At 59.7% G+C, this 12,914-nt stretch carries 15 protein-coding genes and 1 tRNA gene; 6 read left to right on the top strand and 10 right to left on the bottom strand.

Annotated features, from left to right (window positions below; genetic code table 11):
- From EN738_RS07255 to EN738_RS07275, 5 genes are all read right to left on the bottom strand, one after another.
- On the bottom strand, positions 1-280 hold a 280-nt coding region (locus EN738_RS07255), incomplete at its 3' end, for a hypothetical protein (RefSeq protein WP_127283114.1).
- Entirely contained in the window at positions 277-951 is a 675-nt protein-coding gene (locus tag EN738_RS07260; RefSeq protein ID WP_127283115.1) for a hypothetical protein, read from the bottom strand. The genes EN738_RS07255 and EN738_RS07260, both read right to left, overlap by 4 nt.
- Positions 951-1,538: a hypothetical protein gene (locus EN738_RS07265; protein WP_127283116.1), complete on the bottom strand. Its 588-nt coding sequence runs from the start codon at positions 1,536-1,538 to the stop codon at positions 951-953. Before EN738_RS07265 ends, EN738_RS07260 begins: the two co-directional genes overlap by 1 nt.
- The gene (locus EN738_RS07270) at positions 1,538-1,798 is read right to left on the bottom strand and encodes a hypothetical protein (protein WP_127283117.1); all 261 of its coding nucleotides are present in this window, start codon (positions 1,796-1,798) and stop codon (positions 1,538-1,540) included. The genes EN738_RS07265 and EN738_RS07270 overlap by 1 nt, the downstream gene beginning before the upstream one ends.
- Positions 1,799-1,811: 13 nt before the next feature.
- On the bottom strand, positions 1,812-2,591 hold the full coding sequence (locus EN738_RS07275; RefSeq protein WP_245494413.1) for a terminase small subunit: 780 nt from the start codon (positions 2,589-2,591) through the stop codon (positions 1,812-1,814).
- 142 nt (positions 2,592-2,733) lie between these two features.
- Here EN738_RS07275 and EN738_RS07280 point away from each other — a divergent pair, with 142 nt between their 5' ends.
- The 3 genes from EN738_RS07280 to EN738_RS07290 all read left to right on the top strand — a co-directional run bounded on the left by EN738_RS07280 (position 2,734) and on the right by EN738_RS07290 (position 4,655).
- Positions 2,734-3,036: a hypothetical protein gene (locus EN738_RS07280; protein ID WP_127283118.1), complete on the top strand. Its 303-nt coding sequence runs from the start codon at positions 2,734-2,736 to the stop codon at positions 3,034-3,036.
- Positions 3,037-3,312: 276 nt separating this feature from the next.
- Positions 3,313-3,726, top strand: coding sequence for a hypothetical protein (locus EN738_RS07285; RefSeq protein WP_127283119.1), 414 nt, complete (start codon positions 3,313-3,315; stop codon positions 3,724-3,726).
- Between the two features lie 26 nt (positions 3,727-3,752).
- Complete coding sequence (locus EN738_RS07290) at positions 3,753-4,655, top strand: hypothetical protein (protein WP_127283120.1); 903 nt, start codon at positions 3,753-3,755, stop codon at positions 4,653-4,655.
- Between the two features lie 64 nt (positions 4,656-4,719).
- On the opposite strand, the gene EN738_RS07295 is transcribed toward EN738_RS07290, so the two are convergent.
- Positions 4,720-6,882: a hypothetical protein gene (locus EN738_RS07295; RefSeq protein ID WP_127283121.1), complete on the bottom strand. Its 2,163-nt coding sequence runs from the start codon at positions 6,880-6,882 to the stop codon at positions 4,720-4,722.
- A gap of 452 nt (positions 6,883-7,334) precedes the next feature.
- Between EN738_RS07295 and EN738_RS07300 the strand changes: the two genes are divergently transcribed.
- Both EN738_RS07300 and EN738_RS07305 read left to right on the top strand, forming a co-directional pair.
- Positions 7,335-8,039 (top strand): hypothetical protein, encoded by a 705-nt coding sequence (locus EN738_RS07300; protein WP_127283122.1) that lies wholly within the window; start codon positions 7,335-7,337, stop codon positions 8,037-8,039.
- A gap of 52 nt (positions 8,040-8,091) precedes the next feature.
- Positions 8,092-8,463: a hypothetical protein gene (locus tag EN738_RS07305; RefSeq protein WP_127283123.1), complete on the top strand. Its 372-nt coding sequence runs from the start codon at positions 8,092-8,094 to the stop codon at positions 8,461-8,463.
- A 40-nt stretch (positions 8,464-8,503) separates the two neighbouring features.
- On the opposite strand, the gene EN738_RS07310 is transcribed toward EN738_RS07305, so the two are convergent.
- The 4 genes from EN738_RS07310 to EN738_RS07325 all read right to left on the bottom strand — a co-directional run bounded on the left by EN738_RS07310 (position 8,504) and on the right by EN738_RS07325 (position 12,413).
- Positions 8,504-10,387, bottom strand: a complete 1,884-nt coding sequence (locus tag EN738_RS07310; protein WP_127283124.1) for a hypothetical protein — start codon at positions 10,385-10,387, stop codon at positions 8,504-8,506.
- A gap of 211 nt (positions 10,388-10,598) precedes the next feature.
- On the bottom strand, positions 10,599-10,910 hold the full coding sequence (locus tag EN738_RS07315; protein WP_127283125.1) for a hypothetical protein: 312 nt from the start codon (positions 10,908-10,910) through the stop codon (positions 10,599-10,601).
- Between the two features lie 5 nt (positions 10,911-10,915).
- Positions 10,916-11,116 (bottom strand): helix-turn-helix domain-containing protein, encoded by a 201-nt coding sequence (locus EN738_RS07320; RefSeq protein WP_127283126.1) that lies wholly within the window; start codon positions 11,114-11,116, stop codon positions 10,916-10,918.
- Positions 11,117-11,225: 109 nt separating this feature from the next.
- Positions 11,226-12,413, bottom strand: a complete 1,188-nt coding sequence (locus EN738_RS07325; RefSeq protein ID WP_210214070.1) for a tyrosine-type recombinase/integrase — start codon at positions 12,411-12,413, stop codon at positions 11,226-11,228.
- A 40-nt stretch (positions 12,414-12,453) separates the two neighbouring features.
- Between EN738_RS07325 and EN738_RS07330 the strand changes: the two genes are divergently transcribed.
- Positions 12,454-12,561 (top strand) — tRNA-Leu (locus EN738_RS07330).
- Positions 12,562-12,914: the final 353 nt, after the last annotated feature.

A 12,914-nucleotide genomic window follows, 5' to 3' on the forward strand; every position in this document is an offset into this window, starting at 1 on the left:
ACCCGACAGCGACAACCGAGACGCCGGACCCACCGAGAAGGCTGTTAAGGCGGCCAAGGGCCTTATTGAAAGTGAGATACATGCGCGTCGGCGATGGCCCGCCGTCAGGGTCGTCGGCATACATGGCGTCAAACAGCCTTTCGGTGTTGACTGGCATGCCTTTGCCCTTCCAGGCCGCACGAAGGATGCTGGCTTCGAGTCCCTTGATCTCGCGCGAGGTAAGAAGGTCATCGAGCGCGGGCACGGCCACGGCGGCCGTGCAGAGCGGACACGCGATCATCGGTAGCCGCGCCTCTTGGCTTCCTTGATCGCCGCGCGAACAAGGCGAGGATCATTACCAGCGCCGTGACGCTCCAGGCTTGCCACAACGCCCGGTGATACAATCTCCAGGTCTTTGATGAATTGGCGGGCAATGCCCAGATCAGCCTCGGTGACGCCGGAAGCTGCCAGTTCAGCCATGGAGGCGGCAAAGCCCTCCTCGATCTGTTCGCGCGTCGGCGGGGACAAGCTGTCCGCGCTCTCGCGAACGATTTGGAATGCCTGGGAAATCTCATCAGGAGAAGTGCCAGCCGCGCGAAAGTCCTCGCTCAACGCCGCCGTTGCGGCCTTCAAGGCACTGGCTCGCTCGACGTCGCCGTCCTTCATCGCGTCCAGCGTCACTTGATCAAGCTCTCCGCCAACGACGCGCTCAAAATCAACGTCCTTCCTGGCGGCGTCATCCTTAAACAGCATGGCGGCGACATCGGTCTTTTCACCAGCAGGAGCCGAAGCGTCGGCCTTGCGCTCACCTGGGAACATCGTCGCGGCGGCATCATTGGTCTTGTCATGCGTGCCGCCGCTAAGCCGCTGTTCGGCGGCGCTGCGCTGGACCTGATACCAGTCGGGTGCCTGGGCCGGCTTCGACGGCACATCGTTTGGGAACAGGATGCTCGCCGCATCGATCTCAGCCATCACACGGCCTCGCTGTTATCGTTGATCAGGAAGCTCCAAGCGAAAGCCGCTGTTTCAGAGATCGACTTTCCAGGGCCGTTTAAACGTGCCCTGCCATCGGCAAGCCTGGTGAGCTTGTCGACTGCCGCGAGCGCCAGCCCAACCTGCCCCACAACTGCCCCTGGCAGATGATGGCCCGCGCGGCTAAGGCTCAGGCGCACGGATAACTCGCATTCACTGAGTTCGGGGAGTGCCGCTGTGAACTCAGCAATCGCCGCGTCAATGCGCGTCGCAGCTGCCAACAGGCGCGCCGCATGGCCCTTGGCTGCGTCGAAGTGCTTCCGGCGCTCGGCCTCTTTCTGGGCCTCGCGCGCAGCGGCTTCGGCCTCCTGGGCGCGTTTGAGAGCGCGATCCAGAATGCGCCGGTCCACACCCAGGCGGTCGATCTTCTGATTGATCTCAGCGGCTTTCTTGCCCGCGCCGTCAACGCCCGCCAGGATGTCCATTGCGGCCCGATCGAAGTCAGCGCCGAGATCGGCCACGAGCCGATCAAGGCCCTCGATCTTCTCAGCGATGTCGCCTGATTTCAGTATCACGGCCGCGCCCATCAAACCAACTCCGCCGCCCAGGCGGCTTGGGCGATCTGCTGTACCGTCCGCGTGTCGGGCGGCGCACCCTCGACCTTGGCGATTGCTATACCGGCGAGGTTCGAGCGGCCCTGGATGTGCTCCTTGGCGTTTTGACCAAGCTGTCGGAGCAGCGCGGTTTCGTTGGTGCGGATCGTGTCCAGCGCGGCGCGCAAGGAGGCGATCGCAGTGTCTGCCGTGGCAGCAGCGGTGACGATGTTGGTTGCGAGAGGATTTGCCATTTCAGTGCCTTTCTTAGTCCAGAGGTGAGTAGTCGACGGACACGCTGTCGTCGGCCGGCCAATCGGCCAGCAATGGCGTGTAGGAGGGGCGCGGAGACGCGTCGATGATCGCTGCGGCTGTCTCAGGCGCGGCCGGCGACGGATCGCGCTCCTTGGGGCTCGCTGGCGGCGCGGCGGGCGTTTCTGTGCGTGAAGATAGTGCCGGTTCCGGCGCTGTGACCGGCATAGCGTGAAGCGGAGATGTTGCCGGCTCATCAGCCGCAGCTTGAGCGCGTGATATGCGCGCCAGACGCTCGGCAAGGCCATCTAGCCCCTTGACCTCCAGCGTGTCGCGGAATGCAGCCACGGAGACGTGACGGCCGATAGCCTCCAGGCGGCGCACGCGATCGGATAGCTTGATTTTTTTGGCCGTGCCGATCTGCTTGCGATCTTCACCGCGACCGTCAAACAGCGCCTCGATCTCAACGCCGGCAACTAGCCCGCGCCGCCAAATTTCCGGCCATTCGTGAACAGGCAGGAGATCGCCCGTCTCTTCGTCGTAGAGGTCCGCTAGATCGGCCTCGATTTCCTCGTGCAGCCGCATAAGCAGATAGTCTGCATCGATCTCGACGCGATCCAGGCGCTTTTGCTGCCCTTCCTCGATCGCAGCCAATATGCTCGGATCGGCCATTAGCCTGCATGCCATCACGTGGGCAGAAGATGAGGCGTAGCCAGCGCGCAATGCGGCTTCTGTGGCCGTTTCCGACCTCAGGTATTCTTGAACGAACCGACGCTGACGATGCGTGAGTGCCATAAAGGCAACTGATACAGGCGATCAGTTGTCGGCTGTTTCCGCTTATACAAACTTATATTCGACGCCGCGTTCTGGTGTGTGATCGCAAGGTGTGTTAGCTGCCCCATCAAAGGTGCGGGGGGGCTGCATGGTGAGATTTCTAATGCTCGGGCTTTTGCTCACAACGTACGCGCAATCCGCAAGTGCAGGCGGTCTCGACTTGGAGTGTTCCGGCTACCGGCCGCTACTTGCAAACGATGAAGTTAAAAGGCCCGAACCGCCTACCTGCGCCTCATATGGCTTCCAGTTCTCAGGCGAGTACGATTTCGACAGCTGCAAATCTGAGATGGAAGAATACCGGCGCAAAATAGCCGGCTACGGACGCTGCCTTGCAAGCGAGCAGGAGCAGGCCATCGAACAGTTCAACGAGACTGTCGAAAGCTTCAATCGGAAGGCATCTAACTAAGCATGGAGGATGCGCGACACCCTGATCTTGGCGCGCTGATCGATACAACTTATTGGTGATAAATCAGAGATGGCACCACTTAGGATTTACGGATTTCCCGGATTTGCTACATCCAAACGCGGGAATTTGTCAGTTAAGGCGGCTATGTAAGGCGCTACATTGCAACAATCACAGTGGACTGAAACATATCCGGCAAATCCGGTAATCCGGCGATCACTGCCCCGCTTGACTTCGGTTGTTTTCAACTTAACAACTTAGGCAAGCGGGGGATGCTACATGAAGATTCGGAATACATTAGCGATGGCTGTAATAGCCATTGCGGCCGGGTGTCAGACGTTTGAGAACATGGACGCGGGCCTTAGCTCACTGCGCGGGAAACCATATCAAGCGGCTTTCGATATCCTGGGCTTCCCGGATGCAGAGAACACTATAGACGGCAAGCGCGTGTTCAGCTGGGGCAGTCGAGAGACCGGCTCCTACACGTTGCCGACATTCAATTCGAGCACAGCCTACGTGAACGGACAGCCGATCTATGTCCAATCACAGGGTACCAAGACCGAGACCTACGACTATCACTGCAAGATCGATGTGGTCGTGGGATCGTCGGGCATTATCGAGTTCACCAAGTACGACGGGAATATTGGTGGCTGTGAGCGGTACGCAAGTCGGTTCCCCCGCAAGCCTAAATGACACACATGGGGCGACGGGAGGGGCCTTTGCGCGCCGTATTGATTGCTCTGTTGCTTGCTACGTCAACCGCCTACGCCCAAGACAATGCCGGGGTGACCGAAAAAGGCCCAACTCCACAGAAAGCCGAAAATCGGCAAGCAGACCAAAGCAACAGCGGCACCTCGCAATTTTCCGTTCCGGTTCGCATCGTTGAAGACCCGCAAGAGGCCCAGCGTGCCAGGGACCGCGAAGACCAAAGCGACAAGCACGATGCAGAGGATTTGAAGGCCCAGAACAGGGCCGCTGATGCTGCGGATAGAAGCGCTACAGCCACTGAATGGCAGGAGTATCTTGCATGGTGGCAACTCGTTCTGTCTGGCGTGGGTGTCGTCGCCTTGGTCATCACCATCATCTACACGGTTAGAGCTACCAACGCCGCCGTTCGTTCTGCCGAATCGGCCGAAAAAGCCATCGCCGACACTCGCGAGATGAGTCAGAGACAGCTGCGCGCCTATGCTTTTGTCGACCAGAAGAGATCCGTCATCACCCTGCCGAAGGTCGGCATCATGCTTGGGTGGACCGTGCGAATAGGAGTCATTGGGCAAACCCCAGCATATAACATGCGAGGTGGTGTCCATTTCGAGGTCGCCGCTCGTCCACTCCCTGCCGGGTTTGATTTCTCCAACAGGCCCCCCGTAACAGAAACGACTATGACCATGCTGCCACCGGGAGAGGACCGCTATACGTTCATGTGCGGTGGCGTAATCTGCACACAGGAGGATTTTGATAAGCTCGCCGACGGGAGCAGGCAGCTTCTTATGTGGGGATGGGTCGAATATTTCGACGCCTTTGGCGTTAAGCGGGAGCTTGACTACGCGTTCGCCACTTACGGCGAACTCCTTTCTCGGGGCATGTTTTTCCCAATTCCAGACTTCCAAAGAGCCACATAGCCCCAACCCAAACATACTCGCCAGGGCGGCCGTTATCCAGAGACCCAAACGGTTTCGCCTAGCGTCACGCGGCGAGGCCATAGTTGATCAGAGCGGTGCGGATTTCGTTGATGCGGGTGGCTAGGTTGGTGTTTGTCTCAGCGCCGCCTTGGCTCAATGCCGCGCCAATGGCCTGCTTGGCGACGGGTGCTGCCGCGAAGAAGCCTATGCCAGTCGTGTTGACCTGGAGCTTCACCGCAGCCGCACCATCCTTCAGGTAGACGCCACCCGTGCCTTTGCCTTGGACGATCATGCTCGGGTTAACCTCGGTGCCAGCCGCTTGGATGACAGGATGGCCGGCCGCAGCCGCGCCCTTCAAGGAAATGTAGCTGGTCGGCGTAGCCACATGGCCAATTTCCACCTGTTTGTTGAAGTTCGAGCCGTTGGTGTAGAATGAGTGCGCACCGGCTCCCTTGGTCGCCCAAGCCATTCCGATGTCCGCGTCAGCACCCCTAGCCCAAAGCAGCGGCGTACCTCCAGCTATTGCGCCAGAAGCCTCAAGAAAATTGACCGCCGACGCGACACCAGCCGCCCTGAACGAGATAGCCGCAGCTGAGTTGCCGAGGGATATTCCGGCCGTGGTGCCCGTGCCCGTAATCCACACTTCATCGGCGGCCGACACAAACATGACGGTCTTGGCGGCTGCGGCCGAACTCATCCAGGCCAGCGCGGCGTTGTTCGGTAACAAAACAGCTTGGCCGGTCGTGAAGATGCCGTCCTTAAGGTCGACGCCACGTTTCCAGGTGTGCAGGCCGCCAGCGTTCAAGCAGTACGCAGCATCTGGAGCAACCGTCCCCTCCGACGATGCCATGAAGTTGGCCACAGCACTTGAGCCGTTGTTGTAGCGAGCGAGGCGGCCGATGACGCTGTGCATCTGGGTGTTGTAGTTTGTGCCAACGCTACCGTCCTTTAATAGGACTTCCGTGCCGGACATCGTGCCGTGCAACGAACCGAGATTGGTTGCTTCGCCTTGGAATAGGCCCCCTTCATTGTATTGGTTAGCGCCGTATGCTCCGAGACCCACAACTGCCGTAAACGCCGAACCGCTACCGTCACCGGTCTTGGTCATAGACGAGACCAAGCCCTGCCAAATGCTCAGCGAAAGATTGTTGGCTGCATCCACCCAACCGTCCCCGGTCGAGTTGAACTGAAAAACCGCTCCAGCTGCCAGTTCGTTCATCGCACCCGCAGCGGTGTCGCGATGCTGGACAACAAGAGCCGATCGGGTGCTGTGGTAGTTCAGCGGCGCGGCGTCGCGGATGATGCCGATATGGCTGTCAGCCCGGTACATATATGGCTGAGCCGGCGCGGCGGCGTACATGGCCGCGATCTTGGCGCTCTCGTTCGCACCAGCGAAATTCGCAATGTCCTGCCCTTTCAGGGCTGTCATTGCGAGGCGTGCGTTGTCCGGCGTCACCGCTACATAAGCCGTATTGGCGACGTTGCGCTGGAGGAAGCTGCTCGCAACGGGAATGGCCGGCAGGGCGACGGTCGCAACGATCGCCGCAGCCTTGGCGGCATAGTGCAGAGCGGAATAAAGCCCGCCAGAAACAACGCTGTCCTCAGGGTTTGCCGCCCAGGCCTGGGCCAGCGTTGCCGATGCAGCCGCAGCCGCAGCTTGAGCAGGCGCATCGATAATCGCGGCCATGTTGGCGGCGGCGGTATTCACACTCGCGATATTCGCCGCCACGGTGTTGACGTTCCCAATCGCGCCGGCGACCATATCGATGTTATCGGCGCTGTCCGCCAAGCGAAGGATATCGCCGACTAGGCCCTCAAGCTGGGCTGGGTCTTCCGACGCCGGAATTGTCACGGCGCGGTTGATCTGTTCTTGCAATTGCTGATCGCGCAGCGTGGCAAGGTCAAGCCCTGTCTCGACTGTTTCAGCATAGTAAGCGCCCTGGTTCTCCAGGTCGATTTCCTGGGTAAACGGAACATTTGGGATCATCGTCAACGTCTGCCCGGTGGGCAGTGGTACGGTGAGCGCGATCTGCCCACCGGCCGGGTTGCCGACATCGGACACGATGTAATCCGCATCGATCGTCAAGACCGTCTCGACGCCAGCCGCGTCAGCCTTGATCACCTTGATATAGTTTTCGTTGGTGATCTTGAATTCATAGTCGAAAACGGTCGTGAAACCGTTGCCGTTGTAGGGGCCGGAACGGTTGGTTTCGCTCGGAACAGTCATATTTGTCGTGCCCTCATTGAATTGAGGAGCACGGTAAGGACCGATGGTTGGGAGCTAGAATTTCGGGCTTTCACCCGCCAAGGCAGTTGTTGCGAGCGCTGTTCTAGGCGACACTTGCCAGCTTGAAGATTCGCGGGCGGTATCTCTCTTCAATGTCAGACAGTCCTTTCAATCGAAAGTTCGCTTACTTTATAACCGGATGGCCTAAGGAATATCTGCACCAAGTCACGTGGTGGCATCTGGCGCGGTTCATATCCTCAGCGTGCGTATCCGTTTTCCTAATCTACTCAGTCGTTGCGATCGGGATTGGCGGATGGAATTCGCTATCGCTACAGCGACAAGAACGAATCCAGTCCTACCGGCAGGAAGAAAAGAACGCTGACACGGGGCGGACTGAAGCTGCTCGCCGTATTAGCCGAGATTGCGCTGTCTCTTCCGCGCCTGCCGATTTCGTGGCTGAATGTCTGGCTCACGCAATCCAGACCTACGAGCAAACTAAGAACATCAGCGCAGACGCCGAAGCTCAGCAGGACATGGCATATTGGGCTGACTGGACGTTCAAAGCGACAGCGTCCGGCGTTGCGCTCAGCTTCGTTGGGGTGATCTTTCTGTTGTGGTCACTAATGCAAACGCGGCAGGCCATCAGCACCGATCGCGAGGTCGGGCACTCCCAAGTGCGAGCTTATGTTTCCGCCTTGCCTTCAGACGTGATGGAGTTCGGCGAGGGTCTAATCCCCAGCTTTCAATTTAGTTTGAAAAATTCCGGGGCTTCTCCCGCATACAATTTGCGACACATAGCGATCTTGATGATTCACGCCCATCCGGTCGGACGAATCATCGGTGAGATGATCGTACCGGCTGCGGGTCAAACCACCCCGGCAAGTACTCTCACTGCGGGAGCCGAGGTCACATGTAATGGCGACGGGCTAAGACCGCTGACCAAGGATGAGTTTGACGCAGTTCTTGCTGACAACGGCCAGCGCCTCTACGCTTTTGGGAGAGTTTTTTATGATGACGTTTTCGGGAAAAGCCATGAAACGAAATTCTGCGTTAGCGCCGTCCGCGATCTTAAGGCGCCAGAGGTAGTGGCTGGCGGCGGGCGCAGGGGCTTCAAATTCAATTGGGAGTTCTCGCCTTTCAACAACGAGGCGAGCTAGGGGGCCTTCCCTCGGATAGACAAAGCGAGGCGTTGGTTACGGGAGAGTTGAAATGAGCGGCGGTAGCGGCGGCAAGTTCATGGCTAAACCCCTTGAGCAAAAGGGGATGATGCGTGTCTCGATCGAAGATAACGGCAAAGAGAATGCGTTCTGCGAAATGAAAACGGAAGAGGCTGGGCCTATTGCGGCTCTCTTGCTCAAGACCGCGAAGGACGCCAACGCAAATTACGCTCCAACAGGGCGATCTAATTACAGTGTTCTCGTTCCGTCTGGGATAAACGTAGCTCCAGGTCACAAGCCAGGGTACCACACCCTTGTTTTTCACTTTGGAGATACGACAATAGGATTCGCCATCCCTCACCAAGAGCTACAGACATTTGGGCAACGTTTGATGACCCTCGGCGCAGAAGGGTTGGCGCAATAGGTTAGGCTCTGACCAAGGCGGATCGCCAGCACGACACTCTTCACCAACTGTCGAATTTCGGCTCCGCGACACCGGTCGATGGTGACGAACAAGCGCCATCGTCGCCCGCCACGCGCCACACCGTGCTGTTGCTATTGCTGTCGCGGGGCATCTGCTCAATCCATCGTCCACCGATCCGCGTCCCGGCGTACCGGGCCAGATACTTCCCGAGCCGTTTGGAGGAGAATACTCCACCCCGATCGATGAACGTTGCCAGCGCCTCTTTGAGCAGTGGGCTTTCAGCGATCTTGACGGCAATTCCCCGCGCCGTGAAAGGCTCGATTGGTAGCGCGCCGATAATCTCGGCTAGCTCATCCTTCTCAGGGTCCCCGGCCCGCTGGGCTGCGACATCACCCCGGCAGTCAGCCAGGCCAAGCCACATCAAAGAAGATCGGACAAGACCGCTCCAGTCCTCAAAGCTTCCCATCGGCGGAGCCTTATTCGGTAGGCCTGCCGACCAGTAGGCACGAACGATCGTCAGAGCCGCCGCAACTAGCTCGGGCCGCTTGCTCACAGCAAGATCAATGGCGTCGAACTCGAAAGGTCGTTCCTCAGGCCGCTCACACCTGGCATCTAGCCGGATTTGGATCGTGCGCCGGTTGAGATCGCCGTAGACCGTCAGGTTGTTTCCAGTCGCACAGATCAGGCTTGTCGCCGGAATGCGGACATTCTTCGACGAGCCCAGCACGCGAACCTGGACCTCATCCTGCGTCAGCATCTGACACAGTTGGTCACTGCGCAGGATGTGCGTCACGTTGTCGATGCTCAGGATCGGATCGCCAGCGAGAGCGCACGCGCCAATCCGCTTCTCAAGTTCAGCCTCATCAGGTGTTGGCGTGACGACAGCCGCGCGGCGGCCAGTAGCCATGATCGCCGCAATGTCGACCGTCAGGCTTTTCCCTGTGCCGGCAGAAGGCGCGGACACCGCGAACATTGGCGCGGTCGCGAGGCTGGGGCGCACTACGCTCGTGATCAGCAGCGCGAGGGCAGCAGCACGATCGCTGTCCGCAACGAAGGGAAGCGCGGCGATCGGCTCAGACAAAACGGCAAGCGCGTCTGTGGCTTGGCGTTTAGACGGATTTTCAGGAACGTGCCGCCAGAGCCGTTCGCCCACCAGGAGCAGGCCGGTTCCAGGATCATACCCAGGTTCGCTGATGACAGACCCGTCAGGCCGCAGCGTGGGCGCGCTGATGACCGCCCGCAGACGCGGCATCGTCCATCCATAGCCTTTCCGGGCTAGGATCATCCGAGCCACCTCAGGCGGGCAGTCACACTGCACGAAGGCATGCCGCCTGCCGTCAAACTTAGCGAACTCAGCGCTCCGCGTCAGGGCCTCGACAATCGCCGCCTCTGGCAGTGTCGAGACGGTGACCGCACCGTCAGGCCGAGTGACATTCTCCCCCTGCTTTGCAACGCTCAGGGTATGCGTCGGTGTGCGATTGGTGACTGGGCGAACAAGCTCATCCGCTCGCGCGAAAATGCCTAGCTCAATGTCGGAGAGGACAGTAATCGCCTGTTCAACAGCCTGATGGATCTCGCCCTTCACGATCATGATCCTGGGCTTGACGCGCGGCGCTGCCAAGCCGTTGTCGTTGTCTCCAAACGGCACCGGTTCGGGCTTGGCTTGTTCGGTCGTGCGCGCCTCGCGGACGGGCGAGGAGGCACCGGCAGGCTGTTGGGGAGCCTGCGCGGGAGAAACGCGCTCAGCGGCCTCGCCTGCCGGTTTCTGTTGCGGCGGCGACCACGGGCGAGCGGTCGCGCGCATGAACGCGTCAAGCTGATCCTTCGACCAGCCGTCATCGATCGCGTCGGCGCAGTCCCATCCTTTCTTGGGAGCTTTGCCATCCTGCCAGTCTTGAAAGGTATACGGCTGGGCGGCGCTCACGGGTCGCACCCAATTGGCTTACCAACCAGTATGTCGATAGACGGTATGGAAGCCGCCTCGCCGCAATCGTAATCTATGTTCACTTCAGTCTCATCATCATTGACGAGACAGCAGATTGTTGCTAAAGCCGCAACGTTGAATGTTTGCTTTAGCTTCGCTGTCTCAGAAGCCGCATTTCGAAAGCCCGAGTTGCCGCTCGGGCTTTTGCTTTTCAGATGTCATCATTTTCAGGAACGTGCTCGGCCTGGATCGGGACAGGCTTCGCGCCACGTCGCGGGAATTCAATGACATTGTCCGCAACAAGCCGGTGACCTGTCTTGGCGCAGAAGACTATTTCGTTCGCCTCGGCACGACGGCGGCAGGCCGCAAGCTCCGTAGCTGCGGCAGCGTCGCAAATCTCATCTGCGGTCCGACCATCGAATATGGCTGGCCTTATTGTCAGCGCCTCCGTAGCCTCTGCAATGTCGCCGTTGGCGAGAACGCAACGCCCGGTATGCGCGCAGAAAACAATGTCGTCCGCCATATCGATCACGCGGCCGGCGCTTCTTCGATCAGCCGGCGAAGGGCAGCGGCTGGAATAAGGACGCGCCCGCCGAGCTTGCGGGCTTCAAGCTTTCCCTCTTTGATGAGGTAGTGGAGGTTGGTCCGACCTAAGCTCGAAACGCGGCAGGCCTCCGCGATGGAATAGGCAACCGGCTCTAAAGGCCTGTCATTATTGGAAATTCTCATTTTGTTCATCCTCGTTCAAACAGGAACGATGATGTGCATAGTGCCCAGATAGTTGTCGGCACCAATCGGCCCAGGCTGCCTGCATCCTGAGCTAGTCAGCCACGTTCATCTACAGCGCCAAGCCCGCAAGCGCTTCGGCGGCGGCGTCTCCGACGAGGTGGCCGTAGTGCTTTTCGATCATGGCGACCGACGTACCGCTGATCTGGGCCACGGTCAGAACCGGCAGGCCAGCGGTGACGAGATCGGTGAGGACACAGTGCCGCAGCGTGTAGGCGGACACGGCGGCAGGCAGTTCCGCCTTTGCTACGGCGTCCTTGATCGGACCTTTCCAGGCGTCCTTGTTCCAGGGCCCCCCACCGCCGCGCATGAAGATCGGCGCGCCCGGCAGCTTGTCCTTGCTCTGCTCGGTGAGGAAATCGGCGATGATCGCCGGCACCGTGATCTGGCGCGGCTTGCCGTTCTTGTCCTTGCCGATGGTGAGCGCCCTCGTCCGCTTGTCGAAATCGCCGACGATTAGGCTCGCCAGCGTGCCCGGCCGCAGCGGCAGGAGGCACAGCGCGCGCAGGAATGGTTCCGCCTCGGCTTCCACTGCCTCCAGCAGGCTCTTGCGCTCGGCGCGGTCAAGGTAGAGGTCGCGCCGCCTGTCGGCTCCCTTTGCCGGTTTGAGGGCTTCCTGCCAAGCCGCATCGGTGTTGGGCGCGCCGGGCGTCAGGAGCCGCCCCAATGCGGCCCGCAGCGGCACCATGTCTCGGTTCACGGTCGACTGCGAGCGAGACTTGGTGACTGTCTTTCCACCCTTGTTGCGCGTGACTAGGGCTGGAGCGCTTTCCAGCCGCTTTCGCCATTCTCGGAGGTGATGGCGGCGAAGTTTGTCAATCCGAACCTTACCGATTGGATCGTCATAGACGTGCCGCCGAAAGACACCCTCCGCGATCGAGCCGGGTCTGTCTTTCAGATAGGCCTTGCAAGCGTCGGTGACCGTCTCGACCTTTTCGGCCCGCACGCCGCCGCTCTCGACCTGATCGGCCCACTTTTCGGCATCCTTCCTGGCCTGGGTGAAGACGTCGTTGCCATCGAGCGCGCCATAGTCGCCGAGTGGCTTGCGGAGATATTTGAGCTTGTCGGCGTCATAGGCCCGCGCGAACCACGTGCCCTTGCCGCCCTTGCGCGATGGGCGGAACCCGACGTAGCAGCCCGCGCGAAGTCGCTGCCAGTGGGGCTCGTCGCCCGCTTTCGGTTTCAGCTTGCCCCGGTCACCAATCCTTGAGAGGTCCATTGCCATATCCATGAAACGCATGAAATTTCCATGAAATACATTACTGAACCGATATGAACAAGTGCGATTGATTTTATTGCATTATTCTGTTCATTGGCGTTCGCCAATGTTCGGTTTCTCACCCTTCACACGGGTGGGGTCGCAGGTTCAATCCCTGCATCGCCCACCATCCAACCTGACGAAACGGTTGGATGGCTGGCCTTCACTGAATTGCACCGGCACTCCTGAGAAGCCCTTCACGCGACGGGCCGCCACCATGCCTGCGCGCGCCGGCAATCGCGTGGCCTGCCGCGATGTGACAGCCTTCACAGACCTTCAGCGGGTTCTCACGCAACGTAAAGCGGCTCGGCCAACATCTGTCGGCCAGCCGAGTGAAGTCTGCGCGATCTGGAAGGCAACCGGTCCAGGCAGGGATTTTCGATCGCCGGACGTTTCACAGTTGCCGTCCGCGCGCGTCACGGCTCCTCCCGCCGCGCGCGCGGACGGCCTTCCGCGCACTGCGCATCGGGCACCAGATGGGGG

The sequence above is a fragment of the Mesorhizobium sp. M4B.F.Ca.ET.017.02.2.1 genome (genome assembly GCF_003998955.1).
GTDB lineage: Bacteria > Pseudomonadota > Alphaproteobacteria > Rhizobiales > Rhizobiaceae > Mesorhizobium > Mesorhizobium abyssinicae.

Coding starts and splice junctions, on each gene's coding strand:
- EN738_RS07265 (WP_127283116.1), bottom strand. CDS start 1,538: ATGGGCGCGGCCGTGATACTGAAATCAGGCGACATCGCTGAGAAGATC.
- EN738_RS07315 (WP_127283125.1), bottom strand. CDS start 10,910: ATGGCGGACGACATTGTTTTCTGCGCGCATACCGGGCGTTGCGTTCTC.
- EN738_RS07280 (WP_127283118.1), top strand. CDS start 2,734: ATGCTCGGGCTTTTGCTCACAACGTACGCGCAATCCGCAAGTGCAGGC.
- EN738_RS07295 (WP_127283121.1), bottom strand. CDS start 6,882: ATGACTGTTCCGAGCGAAACCAACCGTTCCGGCCCCTACAACGGCAAC.
- EN738_RS07270 (WP_127283117.1), bottom strand. CDS start 1,798: ATGGCAAATCCTCTCGCAACCAACATCGTCACCGCTGCTGCCACGGCA.
- EN738_RS07260 (WP_127283115.1), bottom strand. CDS start 951: ATGGCTGAGATCGATGCGGCGAGCATCCTGTTCCCAAACGATGTGCCG.
- EN738_RS07305 (WP_127283123.1), top strand. CDS start 8,092: ATGAGCGGCGGTAGCGGCGGCAAGTTCATGGCTAAACCCCTTGAGCAA.
- EN738_RS07325 (WP_210214070.1), bottom strand. CDS start 12,413: ATGCGTTTCATGGATATGGCAATGGACCTCTCAAGGATTGGTGACCGG.
- EN738_RS07285 (WP_127283119.1), top strand. CDS start 3,313: ATGAAGATTCGGAATACATTAGCGATGGCTGTAATAGCCATTGCGGCC.
- EN738_RS07320 (WP_127283126.1), bottom strand. CDS start 11,116: ATGAGAATTTCCAATAATGACAGGCCTTTAGAGCCGGTTGCCTATTCC.
- EN738_RS07275 (WP_245494413.1), bottom strand. CDS start 2,591: ATGGCACTCACGCATCGTCAGCGTCGGTTCGTTCAAGAATACCTGAGG.